This is a genomic window from Ignavibacteria bacterium (genome assembly GCA_015709655.1).
GTDB lineage: Bacteria > Bacteroidota > Ignavibacteria > Kapaibacteriales > Kapaibacteriaceae > OLB6.
In genome coordinates this window covers 2,620,497-2,644,272 of sequence record CP054181.1, presented here as the reverse complement: position 1 = coordinate 2,644,272, position 23,776 = coordinate 2,620,497, and the positions used below count along the sequence as shown (strand labels likewise).

At 46.7% G+C, this 23,776-nt stretch carries 25 protein-coding genes; 12 read left to right on the top strand and 13 right to left on the bottom strand.

Features of this window, described 5'->3' with window-relative positions:
* The first annotated feature begins 217 nt into the window (after window positions 1–217).
* The 3 genes from HRU79_10680 to HRU79_10670 all read left to right on the top strand — a co-directional run bounded on the left by HRU79_10680 (window position 218) and on the right by HRU79_10670 (window position 1,450).
* The gene (locus HRU79_10680; GenBank protein ID QOJ27083.1) at window positions 218–490 is read left to right on the top strand and encodes a hypothetical protein; all 273 of its coding nucleotides are present in this window, start codon (window positions 218–220) and stop codon (window positions 488–490) included.
* A gap of 387 nt (window positions 491–877) precedes the next feature.
* Window positions 878–1,186 carry a hypothetical protein gene (locus tag HRU79_10675; protein QOJ27082.1) on the top strand — a complete coding sequence of 103 codons (309 nt, stop codon included), beginning with the start codon at window positions 878–880 and terminating at the stop codon, window positions 1,184–1,186.
* A gap of 36 nt (window positions 1,187–1,222) precedes the next feature.
* A complete protein-coding gene (locus tag HRU79_10670; protein ID QOJ27081.1) occupies window positions 1,223–1,450 on the top strand; it encodes a hypothetical protein in 228 nt (75 codons plus the stop codon).
* A 123-nt stretch (window positions 1,451–1,573) separates the two neighbouring features.
* Here HRU79_10670 and HRU79_10665 read toward each other — a convergent pair whose 3' ends face one another.
* The 3 genes from HRU79_10665 to HRU79_10655 form a co-directional block, all read right to left on the bottom strand.
* A complete protein-coding gene (locus HRU79_10665) occupies window positions 1,574–3,082 on the bottom strand; it encodes a hypothetical protein (GenBank protein ID QOJ27080.1) in 1,509 nt (502 codons plus the stop codon).
* Between the two features lie 81 nt (window positions 3,083–3,163).
* Window positions 3,164–3,637, bottom strand: coding sequence for a hypothetical protein (locus HRU79_10660; protein QOJ27079.1), 474 nt, complete (start codon window positions 3,635–3,637; stop codon window positions 3,164–3,166).
* Window positions 3,638–3,651: 14 nt separating this feature from the next.
* Entirely contained in the window at window positions 3,652–4,104 is a 453-nt protein-coding gene (locus HRU79_10655; GenBank protein ID QOJ27078.1) for a hypothetical protein, read from the bottom strand.
* A gap of 238 nt (window positions 4,105–4,342) precedes the next feature.
* Between HRU79_10655 and HRU79_10650 the strand changes: the two genes are divergently transcribed.
* On the top strand, window positions 4,343–4,624 hold the full coding sequence (locus HRU79_10650; GenBank protein QOJ27077.1) for a hypothetical protein: 282 nt from the start codon (window positions 4,343–4,345) through the stop codon (window positions 4,622–4,624).
* Between the two features lie 5 nt (window positions 4,625–4,629).
* Here HRU79_10650 and HRU79_10645 read toward each other — a convergent pair whose 3' ends face one another.
* The 4 genes from HRU79_10645 to HRU79_10630 are packed head-to-tail and all read right to left on the bottom strand — an operon-like array spanning window position 4,630 to window position 7,776.
* Window positions 4,630–5,019 (bottom strand): hypothetical protein, encoded by a 390-nt coding sequence (locus HRU79_10645; protein ID QOJ27076.1) that lies wholly within the window; start codon window positions 5,017–5,019, stop codon window positions 4,630–4,632.
* Window positions 5,012–5,713, bottom strand: coding sequence for a DnaJ domain-containing protein (locus tag HRU79_10640; protein QOJ27075.1), 702 nt, complete (start codon window positions 5,711–5,713; stop codon window positions 5,012–5,014). Before HRU79_10640 ends, HRU79_10645 begins: the two co-directional genes overlap by 8 nt.
* A gap of 48 nt (window positions 5,714–5,761) precedes the next feature.
* A complete protein-coding gene (locus tag HRU79_10635) occupies window positions 5,762–6,448 on the bottom strand; it encodes a hypothetical protein (protein QOJ27074.1) in 687 nt (228 codons plus the stop codon).
* A complete protein-coding gene (locus HRU79_10630) occupies window positions 6,442–7,776 on the bottom strand; it encodes a hypothetical protein (protein QOJ27073.1) in 1,335 nt (444 codons plus the stop codon). The genes HRU79_10635 and HRU79_10630 overlap by 7 nt, the downstream gene beginning before the upstream one ends.
* A gap of 232 nt (window positions 7,777–8,008) precedes the next feature.
* On the opposite strand from HRU79_10630, the gene HRU79_10625 reads away from it, so the two are divergent.
* The 8 genes from HRU79_10625 to HRU79_10590 all read left to right on the top strand — a co-directional run bounded on the left by HRU79_10625 (window position 8,009) and on the right by HRU79_10590 (window position 16,889).
* A complete protein-coding gene (locus HRU79_10625) occupies window positions 8,009–9,811 on the top strand; it encodes a VWA domain-containing protein (protein QOJ27072.1) in 1,803 nt (600 codons plus the stop codon).
* 20 nt (window positions 9,812–9,831) lie between these two features.
* A complete protein-coding gene (locus tag HRU79_10620) occupies window positions 9,832–11,733 on the top strand; it encodes a hypothetical protein (GenBank protein ID QOJ27071.1) in 1,902 nt (633 codons plus the stop codon).
* A gap of 47 nt (window positions 11,734–11,780) precedes the next feature.
* Window positions 11,781–11,936 carry a hypothetical protein gene (locus tag HRU79_10615; protein QOJ27070.1) on the top strand — a complete coding sequence of 52 codons (156 nt, stop codon included), beginning with the start codon at window positions 11,781–11,783 and terminating at the stop codon, window positions 11,934–11,936.
* A gap of 72 nt (window positions 11,937–12,008) precedes the next feature.
* Window positions 12,009–12,419 (top strand): ComF family protein, encoded by a 411-nt coding sequence (locus HRU79_10610; protein ID QOJ27069.1) that lies wholly within the window; start codon window positions 12,009–12,011, stop codon window positions 12,417–12,419.
* Window positions 12,416–13,282, top strand: coding sequence for a DNA-processing protein DprA (locus HRU79_10605; protein QOJ27068.1), 867 nt, complete (start codon window positions 12,416–12,418; stop codon window positions 13,280–13,282). Before HRU79_10610 ends, HRU79_10605 begins: the two co-directional genes overlap by 4 nt.
* A gap of 80 nt (window positions 13,283–13,362) precedes the next feature.
* The gene (locus HRU79_10600; GenBank protein QOJ27067.1) at window positions 13,363–13,647 is read left to right on the top strand and encodes a hypothetical protein; all 285 of its coding nucleotides are present in this window, start codon (window positions 13,363–13,365) and stop codon (window positions 13,645–13,647) included.
* Window positions 13,648–14,355: 708 nt separating this feature from the next.
* Window positions 14,356–16,185, top strand: coding sequence for a hypothetical protein (locus tag HRU79_10595; protein QOJ27066.1), 1,830 nt, complete (start codon window positions 14,356–14,358; stop codon window positions 16,183–16,185).
* Window positions 16,186–16,190: 5 nt separating this feature from the next.
* Complete coding sequence (locus HRU79_10590) at window positions 16,191–16,889, top strand: response regulator transcription factor (GenBank protein ID QOJ27065.1); 699 nt, start codon at window positions 16,191–16,193, stop codon at window positions 16,887–16,889.
* A 38-nt stretch (window positions 16,890–16,927) separates the two neighbouring features.
* Here the strand turns inward: HRU79_10590 and HRU79_10585 are convergent, their stop codons facing one another.
* From HRU79_10585 to HRU79_10560, 6 genes are all read right to left on the bottom strand, one after another.
* A complete protein-coding gene (locus HRU79_10585) occupies window positions 16,928–18,940 on the bottom strand; it encodes a tetratricopeptide repeat protein (protein QOJ27064.1) in 2,013 nt (670 codons plus the stop codon).
* Window positions 18,941–18,957: 17 nt separating this feature from the next.
* On the bottom strand, window positions 18,958–19,470 hold the full coding sequence (locus tag HRU79_10580; GenBank protein QOJ27063.1) for a hypothetical protein: 513 nt from the start codon (window positions 19,468–19,470) through the stop codon (window positions 18,958–18,960).
* On the bottom strand, window positions 19,467–20,990 hold the full coding sequence (locus tag HRU79_10575) for a tetratricopeptide repeat protein (protein QOJ27062.1): 1,524 nt from the start codon (window positions 20,988–20,990) through the stop codon (window positions 19,467–19,469). The genes HRU79_10580 and HRU79_10575 overlap by 4 nt, the downstream gene beginning before the upstream one ends.
* Window positions 20,987–22,207: an adenylate/guanylate cyclase domain-containing protein gene (locus HRU79_10570; protein ID QOJ27061.1), complete on the bottom strand. Its 1,221-nt coding sequence runs from the start codon at window positions 22,205–22,207 to the stop codon at window positions 20,987–20,989. The genes HRU79_10575 and HRU79_10570 overlap by 4 nt, the downstream gene beginning before the upstream one ends.
* 126 nt (window positions 22,208–22,333) lie before the next feature.
* On the bottom strand, window positions 22,334–22,645 hold the full coding sequence (locus tag HRU79_10565; GenBank protein QOJ27060.1) for a hypothetical protein: 312 nt from the start codon (window positions 22,643–22,645) through the stop codon (window positions 22,334–22,336).
* A 212-nt stretch (window positions 22,646–22,857) separates the two neighbouring features.
* Complete coding sequence (locus tag HRU79_10560) at window positions 22,858–23,697, bottom strand: adenylate/guanylate cyclase domain-containing protein (GenBank protein QOJ27059.1); 840 nt, start codon at window positions 23,695–23,697, stop codon at window positions 22,858–22,860.
* Window positions 23,698–23,776 lie beyond the last annotated feature (79 nt).

Here is a 23,776-nt window from a genome sequence, read left to right as displayed (position 1 = left end):
TTCTGTATGATTCTTAGCCTTTCTTAAATCATAAAATCGAACACACTGTGAATTCATTAAAATACTACTTTTATCACCCGATAATAACATAGTGTTGTTCATAGCTTGCATGATATGTATTTGCCTGTGATTAGAACTAATTATTGAGTCCAGAAACAAGAAAAAACGGGGCGAATTCCGAAAAGCCATACGAGTAGGACATAGTAAAAGGAGTGTTATGGAAAATCAAAAAGAAGCTACGTTTCCAATTCCGCTTGCCGTAGGCTGGGCGATAAACATTGCAGCATGGATGCTGTTTCTTGTGACGTCCAACCATCTTATTGAACTGGTAATGGCATTAGTGTGCGTAGGCTGTGTGTATGTTGGGTATAAGCACAAGCAAATCGGAACAGAACCATTTATTGGGTTCCTAAGTTCAACGTACCTGATTTTTATATCATTTCTTGATGCGGTTTGGATGCTGATGTGGGGTTTAAGCTTTATGGACTAATAGGGTACTCTTCTCGTATACTATTCTGCTGTCCTTTGTACTTGTTCGATATCCCACCCTTGGTGGGATTTTTTATGATTATAGTTGATGTACGAGTATCTCGCAGTTTCTAATTGTTTTTGTCGACCTTGGTCATGTAAATAAGTTAATATAGCCGATAGAAACAAACGTAATGAAGAGCAAACAAGGTTTCAATCCGATCCTACTGGTTACTTATTTTCGTTGAGGATTAATTGCTCTACCATCATGCCAAAACCTAAAAATCGTGTCTTCGAAGCACTGAGTTACAACAAGTTGAAGCAACGGTATCAAAGAGTACGCACGTATCATCCGACACATCGTACGATACGAGCCCATAGGGCGCTGAGCTGACTTAACCGTATCGGGATGGCTGAAAATGATGGCAGCAGGTTTATCTTTCTGTGGATTGCATTCAACGCTGCGTACGCGAAGGAGTATGAGGATAATGAGAAGCACTCCGACCATAAAACGTTTCTATCGTTCCTCGACAAGCTGTGCGCGATAGATTCAAACAAACTCATTGATAATCTTGTATGGAATGAGTTCTCAATTAGTATCAGGGCCCTGCTCAACAACAAACATGTTTCGACGTATATTGGGGAACTTCACCGTGGCAAGATTGACGAAGAGAATATGAATGTTCTCTTAGACAGGGAAAGAGAGTGGTCTTTTTGAGAGTTGTTAAACGGAAATACTCCTAATCTTCTGACGATGGTATTTGACCGTCTGTACAGTCTTCGCAATCAGCTTATCCATGGCGGGGCTACGTGGAATGGCAAGGAGAAAGAGGTTGTTGAACAACGACAGGTTTTGCTAGTTCAGGAATACTCAACTCATCCGGAGAGATTTGTTATCGGCATGCCGCAGCATCAACATGCGCCGGATTCAGTATGGATCAACAAGTCGATTGAAAATTCAAATAGTATCGTAATCTCATGATCAAGAGTGCCCGTTTTTTAATGGCAGGTTTAACCACTGGTCCACATACGCAGTCTATCCACTGGTTACAGTTAAGCGAAGCTGGAGCGATTCTTCCCCCGATGACTTATCGCGTGCAGTTTCTTACTTTGAAGTAGCAGGCCTGGGTACAACAAAGGCAAGGATACTTAACTTTCCGGCGTTACTATACGTACCTCGAAGCATTCCATCGCTTAGTTGGAAAGGAGAAAAATTAATCGGGTATTGAATCGTAGCGTATTGGGTGCGAGTTTGCTTATCGATATACACAACAAGTGACTGAAAGTCTTCTTTGCTATATGGTTGAGATGCTCCCACAAGTTGACTTGCTCGGAATACTAGTGAAACAGCAACAATGCCATGTGATTCATCAACCGCAATGGTGTTAAGCAAAAGCTTGTATCCTAACGATTCATTCGCACTTTGTGCATTTGCCAAGTCGGTTAATCGCTGCGAGGCAACATTCAACTGTGCCAGCACCGTGTCTGGTATGGTAATAGTGAATGAGGATGTGTCCTTAGACACTGCATCAAGGATATTCACTCTATTGCTAAAGTTCTGTGCAACATACAAGGTCGGCCAGCAACAAGAAACAGATGTCCAGCTAAAATTACATAGTGTAGGGGCGTAATATTTTTCGTTACGTACGCCTACCTCGCTCCATTTGCCCTTCGAGGATACAAACAGAAGACTCCTATCTTCCACATAGGGTGTCTTGCCATCGTCTATACGTTTGGGAATTATAAGTACATCATTAGAATCGTCATATTCGTTTCGTCTGTAAATACGATTCCATTCGCTAGGTAATGTTCGTTCGTAAAATGATGTGTCGGACGGATTCAGAACTACTACATGAGGTTTTGCCGTTGCCATATCAGTGTCCCACAGTAGTATTTCATTGCTGGCGTTACGCAGTCCGAACACAATCGGGGTCGAGCTTACAAATGGCAAGTTGTAGTCCTCGAGGTTTGGAAGCTTACGCACCATGCCATTATTCAGGATTTGATACATTAACTTCGACTCGTGACTTAATAGAACTGTAGATTGATCTTTCGGATTATACCGTATGGATGTTGCCAACGATGTTCGACTCGAGATACTATCAGGTAGATGTATTTCCGTTGTCGGCAAAGATGTTTGCACACCTGTAAGTCCGAATTGATATGCCACATAGGGTTGCAAATCAACAGTTTTCAAGTTGTTTAGGTAGGACTCCAGGTCGAACGTACTTTTACCTGGTGCATCGCTAAAAAGTAACTTCCCATATTTGTCAAGGATCAACAGGGCGGGAAGCTCACGAACATCGAACACTTTGTCATATACATAGAACTCATCAATGACATACTCTTTGACATTTGGGAAATCACGAGCAAGCCGATTTCTTGCTCGGTTCTCGCTGGCTCCAAGAACGAATACAATAAAGGGTACGTTTGATTGTTCAGCCGCACGTGCAAGCGCCTGTATCGACTTACTGGCGGTGAAACAGACAGATTCGTCCACTAACGCATACACAGCCCCACGTCCAACATCTTTGCTGCGAAGTGGATAAAACTTGCCAAGCTCCTGCGACACGGAAGACTGGCACAGTGTGACCACCATTAATCCAACGATCATTTTAAATGTCATACTATTGGGCGATCTATATGCATGGATCAATCAAATAATGCACGACGTTTTGCTGTCACAACGCTGGTGTTATTGCGGAATTAGAATTGTGATAGTGTTCTCTGCACTCACTATAACACCATCAAGGCACAATTCAACGCCTTCGTATTCCGGATGCTCAGGCCATGAAACAATTCGCAAACTATACTCATTAACTCCAAAAATAAAACCTGATAGGTTATTCATTTGAGCGAAACCAATGCCATCCATTTTCTCAAACTCACAGCCCTCAATTGGTACTGTTGCCAACCATCCTGCACCCGGCATGAACCTAGGATTTATGCCGGATTTTACGGGATTCGTTATCGTCACCTTGCAATTACAGCCCGAAAAATGACACGGACATTCCGGACTTCCAGGCATCCAGTCATCATTCCACCTTTTTCCATAACAATCACCCGGTTTGGGTTCCATTCTCCGGTACTCAACAGTAAGCGCACTTACGTTCGCTGTAATGGCTATAAACAAGGTTAAGAGCAGAAGGGGTGTATTGATTGATTTCATGATACCTCCTTGTGTTACGGATGTGGGACAAATACATGTATCCATCCATTGTTGTCAGCTGTAATGCCGTCCAAATCAACCGTGATTCCAATGTACTCTTGAAGTTGGCACTGATTCACCCGTAAACGGTATTCATTCTTCATAAAGGTCATACCAGCAAAGCTGCTGGTACTAGTTCTTGAGCCACCTACCTCGTGCCAGTGCACAACGCCCACCGGTACGTTAACAACTATTCCTGGTGGGTTTACTATAATGTCTATACTGCCATCGGCATTCTCATTTGCAATTACCATGTCACACGTTGTTCCGCAGTCTGGGCATATATAATGTCCGTAAAAGTCCTCGGTAAAATTGCGCATGCCATTTCCAACTTTGTAAAAGGCAACAGAAATAACTCCTGCCTTAGTCTCAAGACTGGAGAACATTGTAATGCCAAGGAGCAGGATAATTCCAATGAATTTCTTCATAATTCTACCTCGTTTTTGCTGAAATAATATTATGAGCTACCATCACTTGAATTTCAAAGCGAATCGTGGTACCTACAATTCACTTGATAGGTTAACGGTAGCAACCCGTGTCTCAACATTAAAAAAAAAAAAAAAAAATATACCAAATTAATTTTTTGTCATTATTGCTAACGTAAACGTTTCCGACCTTGAAGCGCATTTTTGGGAATATCACCGTGATAAAATTGACGAAGAGCCGATGAATGTTTTTTTGGCCAGGGAAAGTGAGAGGTCTTTTTCAGAGTTGTTAAACGGAAATACTCCTAATCTTCTGTCGATGATATTTAGTCGCCTATACATTCTTCGCAATCAGCTTGTCCATGGCGGGGCTACGTGGAATGGTAAGGAGAACAGAGCTCAGATCAGGGATTGCTCGCGCTTTCTTGGCAAGCTGGTGCCGGTAATAGTATCGCTAATGATGGATAACCCGGATGTTGACTGGGGCGACATTGTCTATCCAGTGATCGGGAAAACCTCCTGAGGCTGCTAGTTGCCGAAATAGTATCCGATTAAGTACAGTATCGCCAAAACAATCAGCCATATTAGACATCCTTTTGAGCAGCCGCCTGAACAGCCACTACGGATGCCCGGCGGATGCGGAATATCACGTGATGTTTGATGCGACTCCTGATCGTACCACTCCGAGTGCACCGATCGGTTCCACATTACTGTACTGCCTGCTCCGACCTCCTCACGAAACCGTGCAACACGTTTCATTGCCAGGTACGCTTCGTCATAGCCCCTTCTCCTTGCTTCGTTAAGCAGGATTGACGATGCCTTGCGCCGAAGCTCGGGATCAGCACGTACTAACGCAGTTGCGATCTCTTCTCTACTCGCTGTAGGCGATACTCCTAACCGTTTGTAGAAGTCAACCATATTCCTCCAGCAGTCGCTCGTAAGCTTCTTTAAGTTCTATAAATTCTTCGTGACGTGCCTGCCGAGTCGCCGGATCGTCGTCAGGAAATCTGTCAGGATGTTTAAGCATTGCCTCGCGACGGTAGGCTGACTTAATCTCGTCCAGTGTGCAGCCGCGCTTCAGTCCCAGGAGCATCAAGTCGGCACCTTCAGTACTGGTATAGGTGGTGGATTTACGCTGGCGCGACTTCCCTGCCTCCCGCCGTTCATACGTTTCCGGGTCGCTGAAGTCTTCGATTTCAGGAAAATCCTGACCGAGTGTTTTGCGATACAGCAACCTGAATCCAAGATAATTAAATCCGAGCGCTTCAGCAAGTGCAACTAGAAGTATCTGTTCGGCATACACAAAACGTTCGTCGTACTTGGCCGCCAGTATGCACATCGTAAGGATCTTCTCCTTGTCGTCCCTGCTCAGATTCGCACGAGTAACAAGTACGACTTTCGCAAGTATGTCTTCAGCCGGATATTCCAACAATGGCCTGAGTGCTGCGAAACTGACATTCCACGACTCACACAGACGCTCGAGAAACTGCCGCTCACGATCAACAACGTTATCATCGAACTTACTAACGGCAGCAACTGCCAGCACACACAGGTACTGTCGCTGCAATCCCGGGTAACGGTTGATAACGTTAAGCAGTTCCTGTTCTGTCATACAACTGAGATTTTGAAGGTGGCTTTGTAATACACAACTTGTTCAACTTTATCGTTGGCGTTGCCTTTGTGGACTTGCGTTAATAATCGCAATTGTTTCGGGCATCTCTCTTGTTGTACTCTGTAGTTTTTTGCTTTTGCTTTGACTTGGCTTGGCAGAACTTCCTGCACCCTGATTTACCGCCTGCCATCTGGAAAGCTGCGGTGAATTACAGTTCGAGATCTTGGTGTCGCCAAGTCGTATCTCGTAACCAACCACAAACTCATCAGAAAAAAGAATTGGTGTTGCAACGATCTGCTCAAGCATGCCACCCTTGATGTGCACTCGCGGTATGCTGTAGGGGTTATACCAGTTAACAATCTGACATTTGTCTTTCAGCACGATGTATGGTGTGCATGCATCTTCAAGCGTGATCATAAAGTCAGGGGTGCTGTACGAGCCTGTTGATACTGTTTCAAGCTTTATCACCTTTAACGACTTTGCTCCTAAATCAATAGCGTCGGGCACTTCAAGTACGAAGGCCTTGTCAGTCCATGCATAGCCGGTATCCCTGTCACTGCAAAGAACCACCCGTTCAAGATTTTGCTGCCTGCGTCCGGGTGTTTGAATAAATGTACCACTGCTGTCAAGCGTGGTTACTACCTCACCACGCACGTACAGCGATGGTCCCTGAATGCACGGAATGCATCCAAAAAACAGGCATAGCGCTACGAAAGCTACTGCAATTCTTACCATGACCCTACCTCAATGACCTTGGCCGGAAATCCTTCATCAGTGAATGACAATCTGATACTTGAATTCAGCCACGACTGTTTGTACGGATAAATATACAGTGGCTGTTCAAAAAGACTGTGTTCGCGCAGTTTTGACCACGTTGCTCTAAACCCTATCGGTGTATGCACCCAGCGCTCGGCGCTGTAGTCCGAAACAAACTGACTATCAAAGTCAGCACCTGCCGACCCTAAGGATGCCAGCAAAACATTATCGTTGTTCTTAAGTGCGATCTTCATTTCCGAAAACACAGTTGTGTACAGGTCATTGGCACGCCGCGGCGTTGACAAACCGGACATTTCTCCAAGAAACTCCTGCAACTCTATCCTCGACAGCCCACCGAGAGAATCCGACCGTACTTCCCCTTTGTATAGCCCCCTTTCAGTAACAGCCCTTATGATAAAAGGTCCCGTGGCAAAGTGCTTACGAGTTACGATAAAATTGTACAGCGAATCAATCGCAGCCGGAGGCAGCGTCTGCTGCACCAAAACATACACCAGGTTCTGCGGCTTGTGAACAGGTACCGGAGGAGCAGGATCTCTGAAAGCAAAGTACAGCACAAGTGCAACCACAGGAAGAGCTAATAACAAATACCGCCATTGGAAGGGGGCTTTGGCAGGCGCTGGAGGCGTCAGAACCTCGGATGGTATTTGAATGATTATGGGTGTAGGCTCAACAGGTTCAGGTGGAGGTGGAGGTTGCGGTTGTTCTGGTTTATTATTCTTTTTTAACAACTCTTCAATATTTTCATAATAGTCAACCACCTCAGCTTTTGTTTCTTCTCTAAAAACAACAGGCTGCGTCTCTACTACTTTCTTTAGCTCCTTAAACAGATCACGAAGTTTATGCAAATCACCAATACAATCCAGAACTTCAGTTTCATCTTTTACTGAGGAGTGGGCAAATGCATTCCGTACGGTTCGAGCATTTGCTATCAGTCTCCGATACTGATTACAGGTGTCATAAGTGTTTTGGTTACTGTTCAATACGTGACAAAACTGTTCTTGCCACGTCGTTTCTTCTTTATTTGGATAATCAGTCTTGGGGTTTGTAATACACCTATCAAATACAGTAAATAATGTTCCAAGATCTAAGTTTTCAATAGTCTTACCATCATAGCGATTATGACCTTCATAACCTTGCTTTCTTTTTAGTATGTTCTCAAGAGTCATCTGATATTCACTCTTAAGGACATACTTCATCGCATCTTCAAGGAAGTGCGCCAATGGTAAACCAGCTTTCTGTACCATTTTGTTACGATCTTGTTCTGCATTTTCTCTATCGTCACTCATAAGTCTTCGATCTTATTCACTGTGCAAATTTAACAGTGCACGAGCATCTCAAAGGTATCAGCACTGTGGCTTGCTGACGCCTCTCAACGCATAATTCTCTCCACCAAAATTTCCACTTGATTTCCATTCTGTTACCGCAAGAATGCCGACGTCATAAGCGGTGTTTTCAACGTGAATTTTGAATCAATTCAAGTACACAACAATTTTTTTCACCTTCTTTAAGGAGTTTGTCATGAAATCATTTTTCCACTTTCAAGTTGTGTTGCTCTTCGGCCTGCTTGGTTCGCTTTCGGCTCTGGGTCAGTTTCCGGTTACACTGACTGTTGACTCCCGCTCGGGCGACGTTGTTCTCTCACCGCCTACACAACGCAACGCACGGTACCGCATAACGGTAGAAGGCACGTATTCGCAATGGCCCGGCTTTCCCGACTGTCATGGCGTTGATGCCGTCTGGGTGTACGATGTTCCCGTACAGGAGGTCGACGCCTTACGCTGGCCACCCAGAACTATTAATGGTAAGCCGTTTACGGAGATTCCGCACTGGGTTGGTGATACAACCACCTACTCCTTCCCCCCTGCCGCACTCGGCCAAAGCCCCCTTTTTGAAATCAGTTTCCGGAAGAATCTAGGTTTCCGGATTAACGGCGAACCGCTTCAGGCTACACAGCTTGACACCGTGCTTCACAGATATCAGCATGAACGCGCTGGAACCGGTGAGCCTTTCAGGTTCCAGATACTGGACTCAACATACAGCATCGCTGAAAACAGAGTGATACCGAGGTATGAAGACAACTGCGGTGTGCTGACGGTAACGATCGAGGAGATTAAGGACGTAGATGTTAATATCTGTGATGTTCAGCCGGTTGTTGTTAACGGACAGACGGTTGGGATCCGGGTAGATGCAGGAATCTTTGAGTCGGACAGCACCAGGGTTGATGGCAGACGCAACGTGCTGGTTTCTCAGGACCAGATTGGCATCGTTGACAATGGCAGGTTTATCTGTCCGGACTCACTGGTCTGCGATCCTCAGCGCACCACTCCCCTGTCGATTGGTCTTGTTGTTGATGTATCAGGCAGCATGGTTGAAGACATCGAGTACAACGGCAAAGCCACAACCCGTATTGATGCTCTAAAGGCAACACTGCACAAGTTCATGCAGTCACTTCAACCCAGCGACAGTTTGTTCCTGATCACGTTCTCGACCGAGGTGGTATTAACCCACGACTGGACAACAGATACAGCAGCGATCGGAACAGCAATTAACAGCATGAGGCCTGATGAATACACAGCTCTGAATCAAGCTATAATCGACGGATTACAAAAACTCTCGGTAACGCCTGGCTGCGGCAAGGTACTCATAACATTTACTGATGGGCTAAACAACAGAAATCCGCTTGATACTATGCCGGTCATTGAAGCAATTCAGTCAGCCAATATCCCCTTGTACATCGTGGCTTTCGGATTTCAGAAGACACCTGATGACTCGATTGGCTTACAAATCATGAGTGACTACGTGAAAGCTGCGCCAAGAGGTAAGCTCTACGAAGTTCACACGGGCAACGAACTCGATGCAGCATATACCGAAATGGCTTCTCAGTTTGAAACTGAAGACTGCTGCAAGCTCTACTTCAAACTGCTACCATGTGACAAAGGGCAGACAAAGCGAGTAATACGACTTGTGTACCCCGACGGCGACATCGTGCTGAGCAAGACAATCACCATTGATTGCGACTTCAAGGTCTCGTCAGTTGCTGCAGATACCCGCAGAGAGTTAGTCACCGGTTACATCCCTGCACGCCCAACACCAAGCTTCAACACGGCAGAGGTGGATGTACTTGTTCCGACACCTGGTGAAATCACTGCACAGATATTCGACAATAACGGTAAACTCATCGCTGAAAAACATGCCGCTTTTGCTGACATCGGCAAGACAACTGTAAGCTTTGATACCACTTCCTGGGCAACGGGTCTGTACCACTGCCGGATCTGGAACGGCCGGTCCTATACCTTCACACGAGTTGTTGTTCAACACTAATTGAGAAAGGAAATAATATCATGAAAAATATCATTTTCAACTGCATGGCAATCGTAATCATCCTGACTTCATCAAACCTGTTTGGTCAGTGTGAAATGCCAACCTACACGTTCAACATTCAGGCACCGGCTCTTGCAGAAAGCAATCAGTCTGTCACCATAACTGCCGTCCCTGAGTCCGACTGGCCCAATGCAGCGTTACAGCGGTTTCACGTGTACCTTAATGGCGTTGAAGCAACAGTTCTCTCGAAAACAAACCATGGCCTTACAGTGCTGTTACCAGGAGTTACAGCAGGTATTCCGGCAACTCTTGCAGTGTGTGTTACCGACGGGCCGTATGCCGAAACAACACTTCAACTTATAGACCATCGCGACACACTGGATCAGGGCGTCAACAAGGCAGATCCGGATCCGCGTACACAGGACGGCCCGCGGCAAGATCTGCACAAAGCCGACAGAAGACCGTATTCATACACTCCGAAGACGCATCCCAATGGTGGCAGCGTTGGCACGCTTCCCTGTGAAGAGCGTCATGTAATCGACGGATCGTTTACAACACTAAAGAACAACGAACGCGAATGGAGTAGTATCGCACCGCTTATTGGACGCTTCTCACACATGTATCTGGACTACTGTCCGCAAACCCAGACCATGTACCTGATGAACGACTGGCTGATCGGTACAGGGACCTACCAGCAGAATTGCTACAACCTCTTCGGCTTTAGCACTGGCAATAGTCAGGAAGCATGGCTGATAAAGGTCACTCACGACACAGCACGCCCGGTTATCGTGATGCTAAATGGCAATGATGTAACCGACGATACCACGATCGTGCGTGGCGGAGCCTTCGGTTTTGGTACATCGCCTTCCGATACTACGCCACACACCATGTATGAGTTTGGCGTCCGGGCAAGCGTAGGACTATTCTTCCTGCCGATAAATTCCGACCCAGTCGAGACAGCCCCCTCGACAACCGTTGGTCTGGAGTGCGACAAGGATGGTATCGATGGTTATGGTCTGGTACGTGAGCCACACATACGCCTTGCCTATTTTTCTAACGATGGAGTCACAACCCGTCAGTCAGAGCGCTACATCCCCAATAGTGGCGTGGTAGGGCTCGAAACCGAGCCTAACACTCTCACCCGTGAACTTTCGGGCAACACCGCCACGTACCGTCTTGGCAGCATGGAACAGCATATAAGCACATGCACAGGTGTCGGCACCGTTGACGGCGCGTTTACCGAAGGCGAATTGGATGGCATCCTGCCTGCCAACGGGAAATATTCCGACCTGTACGCACAGTACTGCAACGGCAAGCTGCACATCGTAAACGACTGGGTGTACTGCAACGAAGAAGCCGACAACGCAACCTGTTACAACCTGTTTGAACTGTTCACCGGCAACGGTGCCGAGCACTGGGGAATCTGGGTTTGGCACGATTACACGCGCAGGCCAACGGTGTATCGAAACGGTATCGACGTCAGCAACGACACCTCCATCGTCACCAACGGAGTTACGGGTTGGGACAGCAGCATACGTGAGTCCAAGCCCCATGCCATATACGAATTTATCATCAATACAATGGAAGGGGGCTTTGCCATGAACTATGCCGACCCGGGTCTGAGCAGCTACTGCAGTCTTGAGCCGTCAAGCACACAGCAAACCGACAAGAACATCAACGTCAAAGCCGCTATCTATCCCAATCCCGCGCAACCGGCGGGAGGCGTAACAGTCAGCAACCTTGAAGCTGGCGACATCGTAATCATGTACGACCTGGAAGGTCGCAGGGCAATGCAACAGTTTGAAGCCGCTTCGGACACAGCAACATTTGTCATTCCGCAAACCATGGCTGCCGGACGCTACAGCGTCCGCATCATACGGAAAAGCAGCGTTATTGAACTCCCGCTAATGATTGAACGATAATTACCATTTCTTATATTATTCAGTAACACCACACCAAGTAGGTTATTATGAGCAACCACAACACTGATTCGAATTCTGAGGAACCCATCAGAATAGGCAAGGAATATAATTCCAAATTCAGAACCATAAACAGTTTTGATACAGGCTGGGCAATGGGAAAGTACTCGTACCACAATCCCGAAGATGACAAGTATTTGCGTTGAGTTATTGGAGAGCTAATCTATCAGATGAAGTACTGCTTCAATCGTAGTGCGCTTCTCACTCTTGCAGAATTGATGGTTAATCAAATCAACAGCAGACTCAAAGAGCTGGACAAGGACAAATCATGCTTCGATGCAGTAATCCCGGTACCGCCATCAAAGCTGGATCGTCCCTTTCAGCCGGCACTGGAACTTGCCCGGCAGATAGCGGTGGGAATCCATGTACCATACGATGATACCATACTCCGAAAAACATTGAAAACGGACGTTATAAAGGGGTTGCCCAACTACGAGATTCGGGTCAAGATGTTAGAGAACGTCTTCTCAGTTACCGACCGGCGGTATGAAGGAAAATCTGTTTTAGTGGTTGACGACGTGGTGGAAACCGGTGCGACGCTTGACTCTGTTGCCAAGGTGCTAAAAGAGAAAGGCGGTATCAGTCATGTGTACGTAATTTGCGGTGCAAAGGTGGGAGCATATTCATGACTATCCAATCATCAAGAGAGCGTCAGTTCTTTTACTACACCATGCTGCTGGCAAAAGGCATCGGTCCGGTGAAGATTCGGGAAATTGTCACTGCGATTAACGGGAAGAGTTCTTCTGATGAGCAAGTCGGTTCCGACTTTATCAACTGTATTCAGCGAAACTGGCAACTTTCTCAAACAGATCTTCCCCTGGTGTACCAGGATTCGATTCAGAAAGTGCTTACACAGGAAACACTTAACAGGTTTGAGGAACTTCACGACCTGAACAGATGGATTATTTGCCCGGGTGACACCTCGCTTCCCCAGCATTACTGGGAAATCAGCGCTCGTGAAAAGCTCCAGCAAATGTTTATCGCAACCGGAGAGCCTCCGCCTGAAGATCTTGACTGGACGGCCGTAATCGGTCCGCGGGACACCCCCGAAGCCGGGTTAGCATCAGCCAGGGCAGCAGCTCTCAACAACGTCCGCACCAACACCGTAACTGTTAGCGGTGGCGCCAAGGGAGTTGACAATACAGCAACCATGGCAGCACAGAACGAAGGAGGGTGGACAGTAGTCATCCCGGTAGTAAATGCCAATACTATCCAGGCAGCCAGGAAGCAACTCATCGTGTTTCCCTACCCGCCAGGTCAAGGCTTCCGTGGAGGCCTTGCAATGGCACGAAATAAAATTATCGTAGCACTCTCTAATAAGATTATCGTTGCCTATCCACCGGTGACGACCGAAGGAAAACAGAGCGGAACTCAGGACGCAATTGATTATGCAACGAAGTCAGGGTTTACTGCAATCACACATGGTACTGCTCCGGACACATCGATTACTCTTACAAAGCCCCCTACCCTTGCACAGGGTCAACTCTTTTAACTAACAATCCAACTTAGAAGTGGCTGTGCGTATCCAATTGGCCACGTATAAAAATACACATCAGTGGAGGATGAGATATCATGAGCTCTCAAGATGAAGAACTGCTAGAGCGTTTTTTTAACCGTATCGAATCATTTCCGGAAATAGTCAAGTTTATTGTCTTTATACCGGCACTATATATATTGGGTTTTGTGACTGCTATGAAAATGTTGTGGGGCGGGCTGGAATTCTCACAAAAAGTATTTATTACAACTTGTTTTGTTCTCTGGATCGCCGGAACTACTTATCTATACGTATACACTCTGGAGGAGGAAATTGCAAATCTCCGCGAGCAGATTCAGCAGTTGGAGCAAACAGCTCAATAGACTGAGCCAGACGTATCTGAGTACGGTTACACCGTCGATGAACTGCAGGAGCAGGTGAATACCTTTGAAGCGGACAACGATAGTAAAAGCAACGAAATCAGTGATTTGGAGTCACAGATCCGAGATATGGAATTCGAGATTAATGACCTGCAAAACCATCTGGATGACTGCGAAAATTCAAGATAAAGATACAATACCCTTCGTGCAACGGACGAAGGCAGAGAAACACCCATACTATTTTCCCTGGCTCACACTCTGATCTGCTTTCAGTGATCGGCTATATAAACGGCTGTACGTACCCATCGTGCTGACAATAGGCTCTTCCAATAGCTTACACCAGCAAGGGCTGTATGTACTGTGCGAAATACACAGCAGGGACTGCTTCAGTGTGTATCAACGAAAACATACCGTGGTAGAAGCGAAACAATCTCAAGTGTTAATGCAGTCAGGGGCGAATCATTGTTCATAGAATGCTGCTGATCCTGCTGACACAATACGGTGCAGACACATTAACCATTCCCGGTACATCGTCAGCCTCATAATACCGCAACACCACCTAATGCTAACTTCGCTCGGTTCTACCAACAGCGATATTCGTTAACTCGCACATCCGAATCCACTGTACCGGGATTGATAGACTACGCCATCATGTATCTTGCATATAATTGTAGTGCACTATCCCTGAATTCAGTTATTTCGTACGATTTCATGCTTTCAACGTTTCTTACAGACATAAACTCACTTCAGCCTACATCCACTCTTTCGGGAGTGTGGGGCACACTTTTCGAAGCAAACCAGGCAGTTTTATCTCGTGACTTTGAACATGGGGCAACACTTCTCGAGCAAATTAACCCGACTGAGTCTGTAGAGCTGGGTGTTGCACATGCATTTGTTGCCTCCCGACTGTACTGTCTGAAGAATAACTCCGAACAGGCTCTGTCAGTGCTTGCCGAAATTGCTGAGACTGTTAGGGGGCTTGGGGATGACGTTCAGGCAGCATGGCACCACAGAATAGGAGTGGCAGAGCGTTTGGTTTTCAAATTCGAATCTGCCCTTACGCATCAGATTAAAGCACGTACTATTTTTCAGGATCTTCAGCGTCCCCTAGATGAGGCCTTATGTACGGGCGAAATTGCATCGCTCATGCTTGCAAGTGGCGATGTTGGAACTGCAACAACAGAATATATCGCTGCCTTGGATGCTGTACAGAAATATGGTACGATCTATCAGGTAGCCGGCTTCAAGGTGAACCTTGCAACAACAATGCAACATGCTGGTGATCGTGATGGTGCAACAGCACTGTATTACCAGTTGTTGGATAGTCCACCCTACAACAAGCCGGGTCCGGAGCGTGCTATTGTTCTCCACAACCTGGCAATAAATGCAACGTTTAAAGACGATAATCAGGAATCGGAAGCACTCTATCGTGAAGCGCTTCAATGCTTAACTGATTCTGATGATGTAAACTACATTATACGGTTGCAAATAGGATTATGCTACCTTGACCTTGCTAATGGCAAAATTCAGGAAGCACGCCAACAGATACAATACTTTGAGAGCATCGGAGCCGAGAACAATAGTCCTCAAATTTCGCTGGATCTGGGATACGTCCAGTTACGACTGGCAGACTTAGATGGTAACATTGAGCGTGGGCTACAGATTCTGGCTCGTGTAAAATCTTCTACCGAACAGGTGGCACTAACAGAGGAATATGCTCTGTTTTTACAAGTACTTATGGATGATCTTTCGGAGCAGTCGCTGATTCAGGCAGTTGTTAAAGAATTGGCTAACGTGCAGACAAAGCGATTAGAATCGGCACATGAATCCGCTTTAACAACAATAGAGCTGCGCCTTAAATACGAACGAGAACTTGCTGCAAAGGAACTTGAACGTCATAAAGAGCAAACCAGTGTCATTGTAGAAACTCAGGAACAAATGCTCAAAGAAATCGGCATCACCATCCATGACTCAATCGGTCAGGACCTGCTGGTGGCATTACGGGGTATTGAACGGCTTTCTCCTTTAATAAAAAGTGATACAAAGAATGACGTCGTAAACGTGATACGTACAGCTCTGATCAAGGCAACAGAAAGCACGCGTCGGCTCTCACATACTCTGACCGCACACCACATTAGTGCGAGCACTCTCAAACCGGCGATTCACGATCTGGTTGAATCAATACAGATAACCGTGCCATCCCTCATGTTTAATAAGCAGATGCGTGGTAACGCTTTACTACTTACTGATGCAATTGCCCGTACCATCTATCGTATTCTCCAAACCCTCCTGCAGAATATTGTAGTTCATGCCCATGCAACCCATGTTAATATCCAGATTACTGTGCATGCGAACGAAGTATGCTGCATCGTTGACGATGACGGTTGTGGCTTTCATTATCATCCAAATCAGGTAAAGGGGCTTGGGCTACGTTCTGTTCAGGCTCGTACCAGTGCACACAGCGGAAACGTAGTAATCGACAGCTCTCCGGGGCGTGGTACATCTGTTTCGATTGAAATTCCATTCAAAAACCGATATTAGCTATTATGACTATCACTGATGTAAATCCAAAGCAACCAATAAGAGTGTATTGTATAGACGATCACCCGGTTATTCTTGACGGCTTACGTCATGATCTTTCACTGTCGCCTCGTATTAAGGTCATCGGTACAGCAACCGATCCTGAAAAGGGGCTCATCGAGATACAAGCACTGCTCAACGACGTTGACGTAGTAGTTACTGATTTCGAAATGCCCGGAATGAACGGGTTGCAGGTATGTAAGGCCGTGAAGGCATTGCGCTCGTCAATCAAGGTTGTGTTCTATACGATGCACAATACCGAGTTAGTGAACACAAAAGCACATCAGGCTGGAGCGAATGCCCTACTCTACAAAAACAGCGGTAGCGAAGAAATTCACACTCTTATTACCAACGTCATGAATGGTCTTGCTGTAATTCCTACTCCTGTTGCTTCGGCACCCAAGACTGGCTTCCCGCGAGTAGATCTTACTCCTACTGAACGGCTGATTGTAAAGCTCGTTGGCTGTGATTGCATGACCACTCGCCAAATTGCCGATCACTTACACCGAAGTACCCACACCATCGAAGCACATCGAAAAAACATTATGACGGCACTTGACATTCATACCGTCCAGGAGCTTGTACACTATGCTCTCCTTAACGGAATGTGTAATGACTCTGATTCAGTGAATATTAATAGCCGGGATGCTACGCAAACTGAGTGATAAGCTGACACGAGTAAGGCAGGACACCATAAGATTCTTCAGTCACCCACCTCTAACCACCAGGTTGGTACAGCCCCCTTCCCTTTTACTTCAACGTCGCCACGGGAGATGAAGGTGTAAGGGGCTTTGGCGAGCACTTCAACAATTGTTTCATGTACCTGGATGCGTCCGGGCTCGCCTGTGCTTTCCATGCGGGAAGCAACGTTTACGGTGTCACCCCATACATCGTACTGGAGTCTGTCGGTGCCGATAACGCCGGCTGTGGCAGGACCTATGGCGATGCCTACGCGAAGCTGCACCGAATCCGGTATTGAATTTTCGGCTCGATCAGGACTTGGCCACGTGAAGCTGGCATCGGTTATTCCAAGTGCCACCTTGGCAATAGCATCTGCATTTTCCTCTGCTTCACCATCGCCTTTGAAGCACATGTATGAGTCGCCAATGGTTTTAACCTTGGTTACTGAGTGCTGCTCGCAGAGTTTATCGAATGCGGTGAAGATACTTGCAAGAAACTCGGTTACCTGCGTTGCAGACAAATTACTACTATGCCTGGTAAAGCCGGTGATATCTGCAAAGAGTACTGCTGCTTCGTGATACTCGTCACCGCTAACTTTCTGGCCTTGCACCATCCTATCCGCAACGCTCCTTGGGAGAGTTGAGTATAAGATTGCCCTTTCACGTTCTCTCTCTTCTCGCTCTGCACGCATCTCTTGTTCCTTCGCCTGTATGGCAAGTTTCGCTGCGGTTTCCTTGCCGTTAATTTCTTCGGTGAGTCGGGTATATTCATTGTTATGCTCGATATAGGCGGCAAGGTCATTGTTCTCCTGGGCGAGGTCTCGAAGGAGCTTTTGTGTGTCTGCTTCTTCTGGTTTCAAGCCATGTTTTTGAGCTATCTCCAGCGCTCTTCGCAGGCTTTCTGCCGCACCTACGTTATCCCCTTTGCAAATGCGGACGGCATAGCGTGCGTGTTCAACACGAACGGCAACATCCGGTTCTGCGATTACGGTATCTTTAAGCGTGGCAATTGTTTCTTCTGCTTGTTCAACATCACCAGCCTCCACATATGCGTGCGTGACTATGCTCACGAAACGAGAAGTACTATTTGAAATACCTAGTTCTTTACTGATGGATAGGGCCCGCTGTGCACTTGAAAGGGCTGCTTCGTAGTTACCCATTGCCAGTTGTATTTCCGCAATACTTCCCAAATCACGTGCTATTTCTCTGCTCACGCCCCATTCTTCATGCATCTCCAAAGCCCGCTCATAGTATTCTAGAGCCTTTGGATAGCTGCCTATTGAACTATATACAAAGCCAATGGTCCCGATTACATGTGCAATCGAACTTTTCATGTCCAATTCTTGACATAGGTCCAGAGCGCGTTCGTAGTGTTCTAAGGCCTGTGGATAGTTGCCTGTTCTTCCATATACGTTACCAACGGATGCAGTAACATTTGCAATCGTACTTTTCATACCCAATTCTTTACACAGTGCTAGAGCTCGCTCAAAGTATTCCAAGGCCTGAGGATAGTTACCGGTTTGACCGTGTACAATGCCAATGTTCCCGGCTATTTTTACTTCTCCACGTTTATCGCCCAATCGTTCATACAATGGTAAAGTTTGCTCGTAGTATTCTAAAGCCTGAGGATAGTTGCCCATCGAAAGATACACGTTGCCAATGTTCCCGGTTACTGCCGCTATTCCATGTTTGTCACCTAATTCTTCATACAATTCAAGGGCAACTTCAAAGTATTCTAAAGCTTGAGGATAGTTGCTTAAAATGAACTTGCATACACTAACCCCATTGTTCGAGTATGCCATACCTCGTGTATTGTTTACCTTAGCAAACATGCTAAGTGCTTGTAGATAGAGCTCAGTGCTTTCGGCATATCTGCGTTCAACCAACTCAATACTTGCTTTGGCATACACTATCAATGCTTCAGCTTTTGGCGAGGTAAGGCTTTCTAATTCCGTTATGCATTGTTTAAGCTCAGAATCGTTTTCATTATTAGTAGCTTCGTAGGTATTCGTTTCTAGTTCTTCAAGTGTTCGCATTGTATTCATGGATAACCTTAATCTTGTGTAAGTACCTCTAACCACCACGTATCTACAGCCCCCTTCCCTTTAATCACTACCTCGCCACACGTGGCAATCTGATACCGTGCAACCTGGCCGGCTTTAAGTGCCGAGATGAAGGTCTCATTCGCGTGAACCCGTCCGGGCATCCCGGTATGTTCCATGTGTGACGCAACAGATACTGTCTCTCCCCATACATCGTACTGCAGACGTTTACGGCCAATCACTCCGGCGGTCGCCGGGCCACTGGCAACGCCGATTCGGAAGCGTACGGGATCCGGATCAGTACTACCGCTACCTACAGCACAAGGCCAGGTAAATTTAGCGCTTGCCATGGCTAAGGCAACATTGGCGATTGAAATGGCATTCTCTGTATGACTGCCGTCACCACGAAAACACATATAAGAATCACCAATTGTTTTCACTTTAATTACTTTATTCTGCAAACAAAACGAATCAAACTCGGTAAAGATTTGCGTTAGGAGTTCTATGATCTGGTGGGCCTTCAACTGACTGCTGTGACTGGTAATCCTACAACATCCATGAATAGAATTGCAGCATTGTCATAGTCGTCAGCAATCATGGACGTCCCGCGAATCAGCCTGTCAGCAACGCTTTTCGGCAGAGCTGAGTAGAGTACCATTCGTTCCTTTTCACGTTCATCCCTCTCTTTGCGCAGTTCACGATCTTTTGACTGAATTGCAAGTTTTATCGCAGCATCCTTGCCGCTGATCTCCTTTGCCAACGTATCATACTGCTTATGGTTTTCAATGTATTCGTCAATATCATTTATGCCTTCTGCAAGCCTGCACATCAGGCCATAGCATTCAGCCTGCTTACTCCTATACTCGTGTAAACCTGCCAATTCAATAGCTGACTGGATTATGGATTTTGCCTCATCAAAACGACCTTTGTACAGCAGCAGTTCGGCACGCATACGCTCTACATCGATAATGGTAAACGGCCGGGTATATTCAAGGGAGCTAAGCTCCTTCATTATACGTTCCGCTGCATCAATATCCTTGTTAACAACAAATAACGATGCAAGTGCACATACCGCTGATGCACAGTCATCGAGTAAGCCAATCTCCTTAAACAGGTTGAATGCCTGACGGAAATAGTGCTGGCTGCTCTGATAATCTCCCATGGTTTGGTAAACCCGACCTAAGCCGAGCGATACATGGGCGATACCTTTTTTGTTTTCATTTACTTCTTGTAATGCTATTGACTTTTTATAGTACTCAATCGCAAGCTCAGTCTTTCGGATGGCTGTATAAGCATTACCCAGGTTTCCAGCTACGATGGCAATACTACGCGTATCACCCCGAGCTTCGCCGATGTCAAAGGCTATATGGAAATGCTCGAGTGCCTCCGGATAATTACCAGATTCATAATAGACAATGCCGATATTCCCGGTTACGATTGCTATTCCATCCTTACTGTCAATCTCCTTATATAATTCCAATGACTGCTGGTAATATTCGAACGCCTCAACTCGATTACCGAGGCTTACGGAGAGTTGCCCCAAACAACTGGTTGTAATTGCAGCATAGCGTTTATCGCCTATCCGCTCATTAAAAGCAAGCGCTCGCTGATAACATTCCATCGCTTCCAGGTGCTTGCCAGTGTGGGTGTAAAGCAGCCCCATGTTGCCGGTTACTGACGCAACTCCACGGATCTGATCAAGTTCTGAAAATATCAACATCGCACTTCGGTAGCATTCGAGTGCCTGATTGTAATCATCGGTCATGTGTAGTACTATTCCCAACTGCGAAGCTGCATGAGCTTTGCCAAGGTTATAGCCGATACTCCCAAAAACATCACGTGCATTCTGGTACTCTGCTATTGCCGACTTAAATTCTCGTGCATTGAGTGCCAAACCACCCCGGATAAAGTGGCGTACTCCATCAGCAGTGCTTCCGGGTACATCGGAAAGCTCTTCCAGAAACTTCTGCAGTTCGTCCGAGCTCCTGGTCTGAACTGCTTTGTTCAACGTATGTTCGCACAATTCAAATACAGAACTGGTCATATTCTGCTCTCCAACCACCACGTGTGTATAGCCCCCTTACCCTTTACCTCAATCGTACCTCTGGGAATAAGTTGGAAGGGGGCTTCGGCCAGTGCATGTACAAACGATTCATTCACCTGGATGCGTCCGGCCTCACCGGTACTCTCCAAGCGCGAAGCCGTATTAACGGTATCACCCCAGACATCATACTGGAGTCTGTCGGTACCAATTACACCGGCAACCAGGGGCCCGATTGCCACGCCGACGCGGAACTGTACCCGTGACTGCTGCTGTTCGCTTCTATCGGAGCCACCTGGCCACGTGAAGTTGGAATCAACGATATGAGCAGCCACATTCGCTACCGCTGTTGCGTTTACCAGTGCATTCCCTTCCGCACAAAAACACATGTAGGAGTCACCGATTGTTTTAACCTTTGTTACGGCATAGCGCTCGCAGGCTTCATCAAAGTCTTCAAAGATTTGTGCCAACAATGCGGTTACCTGGGATGCCCCCGTGCCGGCACTATTGTGTGAGAACCCAACAACATCAGCAAATAACACAGCGGCTTCATCAAAATGGTCACCCGTTACCAACTCACCGGAAATGATTCTATCGGCAACTGTTTTTGGCAGCGTAGAGTACAGTACCGCTCTCTCCCGCTCGCGCTCTTCGCGCTCTGCCAGAATTTCTTTTTCTTTCGATGACAATGCAAGCTGTATGGCTGACTCCCTGCTACTTATTTCCTCGCCTACTCGCTGGCACTCGTCATTATGCAGAATGTAGGCAGCCAGGTCGCGATCTACACGGGCAAAATCACGCAGTTCGCTGTGAACAGCCATTTCCTGCCGTTTCAGACCGTATTCGCGTGAGAGCGCCAAACATCGTTCAAGCGAGGCCGTTGCCGCAGAGCGCTGCCCCCCAGCATTGAGCAGTAGTGCGTGTGCAATCTCTACCGGGATTCTTTCATTCGGGTCGGAGATTTCCGCAGTGTCTATCTTGCTAAATGTTTCTGCTGCTCGCTCGATATCTCCTTGTTTAATCAATACTGTTACTACCATGCATGTGTATCGTCGAACCAGCTCTGTTTCATCTTCTCTTTGAAGCAATCTGATTGCCTGATGAAACTGATCCAGGGCTGCAGACCGATCCTGCATACTAAGGCTGATTTCACCGAGCATACCGGTTATGATTGCAATTCCTCGTTTGTCGTCCAAAGAATTGTACAAGCTTTGCGCCATTTGCAGTGCTTCCGTAGCCTTGCTGTAATCCTCCATACTGCAATAAATTCTGCCAATACTGTACAGTCCATCGGCAATCAGTTTATTGTTATCATTTTCCTTACCAAGCGCAAGTGATTCCTGAATTTAGTCAAGTGCCGGCGAATAGTCATTCATTGTAGTATAAATGTCGCCAATATTCTTAAGCGAATATGCCACACCAAGGCCGTGGCCATGTTCTTTAAACAGCGACAGAGCCCGCTGCATATCATCAAGTGCCTGTGGAAAGTGCATGGTGGTTGCAGCCTCGTAACCACGTACCATATTGAGCAATGCTTCTGCTTTCCATTCGGCTCTGCTACCGAGCTCCGTTATTATCTGTTGTAGCAGCTCAGCCCTGCTGCCTTCCATCGTTGGTAAGACTGCATTTAACAGCTCATCAAGATCAGTGGTATTCATTGTATAATCGTGGCAAGACAATTGAATTACATATACAGCAGATTACAATACTCTACTCTTACCCCAAAGCCGGAACCCAACATTTCGTGAATTTGTAAATATACCCAGATTGTGCTTTTCCCCAATTGTAGTCCAGTCTGGACAGCGCATCTCACAAACTCACCTGACTCGGCCCCGCACCGTGCGCTACTCCGTTACCTTCCTGATGTAAATCAAGCGCTGCACCACGGCAAAACCGAAACCCTTAGTTTGCTAATACATAAGGCGTACATGGACGAAACCTGTCTTCCAGTACCACGAGCAACTCCAAGCGTTGAAGGCAGTATGCTCTCTCTATACTGATCGGTAACCTCACCCCCCTCTAACCACCACGTTTGTACAGTCCCAATCCCTTTGACGTCTACAGTGCCTCGGGGAACAAGGGTGTAAAGGACAGAGGACGGGATGCGCAAGGCAAGGGCTTGTGCACATGTTTCATTCACCTGGATGCGTCCGGGCTCTCCGGTACTCTCCATTCGAGAGGCAAGGTTCACGGTATCGCTCCAGACGTCGTACTGGAACCTGTCGGTGCCGATAACGCCGGCGGTGGCAGGCCCCATTGCAATACCGATTCTGAACTGTACCGGGTCCGGTGCTGTGGTTTCGCCTCCGCCGGGAACCGGCCACTTGAAGTTTGAGTTTATTATGGACAATGCTACCCGGGCTACTGAGTTTGCGTTTTCCTCTGCTTCACCATCGCCTTTAAAACACATGTATGAGTCGCCAATAGTTTTAACTTTAGTGACAGAGTATTTCTCACATAGCTTGTCAAACTCTGTGTAAATCTGAGCAAGAAATTCTGTTATCTGCTGTGGATGTAAAATGCTGCTATGAGAGGTAAAGCCGACAATATCGGCGAAGAGTATAGCAGCATTGTCAAAATGGTCGCCGTCAACTGTTTCACCTTTTACCATCCTGTCGGCAACACTCTTTGGAAGGGTTGAGTATAAGATCGCTCTTTCTCGTTCACACTCATCACGCTCTGCACGTATCTCGCGCTCTTTAGCCTGCATGGCCAGCCTGGTCGCCGTCTCTTTACCATTGATTTCTTCAGTAATACGGGTGTATTCGTTGTTGTGTTCGATATAACCC

What these genes read in the sequence shown, in the direction of transcription:
- HRU79_10680 (QOJ27083.1), top strand. Translation starts at nt 218, where the DNA reads ATGGAAAATCAAAAAGAAGCTACGTTTCCAATTCCGCTTGCCGTAGGC.
- HRU79_10675 (QOJ27082.1), top strand. Translation starts at nt 878, where the DNA reads ATGGCTGAAAATGATGGCAGCAGGTTTATCTTTCTGTGGATTGCATTC.
- HRU79_10670 (QOJ27081.1), top strand. Translation starts at nt 1,223, where the DNA reads ATGGTATTTGACCGTCTGTACAGTCTTCGCAATCAGCTTATCCATGGC.
- HRU79_10665 (QOJ27080.1), bottom strand. Translation starts at nt 3,082, where the DNA reads ATGATCGTTGGATTAATGGTGGTCACACTGTGCCAGTCTTCCGTGTCG.
- HRU79_10660 (QOJ27079.1), bottom strand. Translation starts at nt 3,637, where the DNA reads ATGAAATCAATCAATACACCCCTTCTGCTCTTAACCTTGTTTATAGCC.
- HRU79_10655 (QOJ27078.1), bottom strand. Translation starts at nt 4,104, where the DNA reads ATGAAGAAATTCATTGGAATTATCCTGCTCCTTGGCATTACAATGTTC.
- HRU79_10650 (QOJ27077.1), top strand. Translation starts at nt 4,343, where the DNA reads ATGAATGTTTTTTTGGCCAGGGAAAGTGAGAGGTCTTTTTCAGAGTTG.
- HRU79_10645 (QOJ27076.1), bottom strand. Translation starts at nt 5,019, where the DNA reads ATGGTTGACTTCTACAAACGGTTAGGAGTATCGCCTACAGCGAGTAGA.
- HRU79_10640 (QOJ27075.1), bottom strand. Translation starts at nt 5,713, where the DNA reads ATGACAGAACAGGAACTGCTTAACGTTATCAACCGTTACCCGGGATTG.
- HRU79_10635 (QOJ27074.1), bottom strand. Translation starts at nt 6,448, where the DNA reads ATGGTAAGAATTGCAGTAGCTTTCGTAGCGCTATGCCTGTTTTTTGGA.
- HRU79_10630 (QOJ27073.1), bottom strand. Translation starts at nt 7,776, where the DNA reads ATGAGTGACGATAGAGAAAATGCAGAACAAGATCGTAACAAAATGGTA.
- HRU79_10625 (QOJ27072.1), top strand. Translation starts at nt 8,009, where the DNA reads ATGAAATCATTTTTCCACTTTCAAGTTGTGTTGCTCTTCGGCCTGCTT.
- HRU79_10620 (QOJ27071.1), top strand. Translation starts at nt 9,832, where the DNA reads ATGAAAAATATCATTTTCAACTGCATGGCAATCGTAATCATCCTGACT.
- HRU79_10615 (QOJ27070.1), top strand. Translation starts at nt 11,781, where the DNA reads ATGAGCAACCACAACACTGATTCGAATTCTGAGGAACCCATCAGAATA.
- HRU79_10610 (QOJ27069.1), top strand. Translation starts at nt 12,009, where the DNA reads ATGGTTAATCAAATCAACAGCAGACTCAAAGAGCTGGACAAGGACAAA.
- HRU79_10605 (QOJ27068.1), top strand. Translation starts at nt 12,416, where the DNA reads ATGACTATCCAATCATCAAGAGAGCGTCAGTTCTTTTACTACACCATG.
- HRU79_10600 (QOJ27067.1), top strand. Translation starts at nt 13,363, where the DNA reads ATGAGCTCTCAAGATGAAGAACTGCTAGAGCGTTTTTTTAACCGTATC.
- HRU79_10595 (QOJ27066.1), top strand. Translation starts at nt 14,356, where the DNA reads ATGCTTTCAACGTTTCTTACAGACATAAACTCACTTCAGCCTACATCC.
- HRU79_10590 (QOJ27065.1), top strand. Translation starts at nt 16,191, where the DNA reads ATGACTATCACTGATGTAAATCCAAAGCAACCAATAAGAGTGTATTGT.
- HRU79_10585 (QOJ27064.1), bottom strand. Translation starts at nt 18,940, where the DNA reads ATGCGAACACTTGAAGAACTAGAAACGAATACCTACGAAGCTACTAAT.
- HRU79_10575 (QOJ27062.1), bottom strand. Translation starts at nt 20,990, where the DNA reads ATGACCAGTTCTGTATTTGAATTGTGCGAACATACGTTGAACAAAGCA.
- HRU79_10570 (QOJ27061.1), bottom strand. Translation starts at nt 22,207, where the DNA reads ATGGCGCAAAGCTTGTACAATTCTTTGGACGACAAACGAGGAATTGCA.
- HRU79_10565 (QOJ27060.1), bottom strand. Translation starts at nt 22,645, where the DNA reads ATGAATACCACTGATCTTGATGAGCTGTTAAATGCAGTCTTACCAACG.
- HRU79_10560 (QOJ27059.1), bottom strand. Translation starts at nt 23,697, where the DNA reads ATGCAGGCTAAAGAGCGCGAGATACGTGCAGAGCGTGATGAGTGTGAA.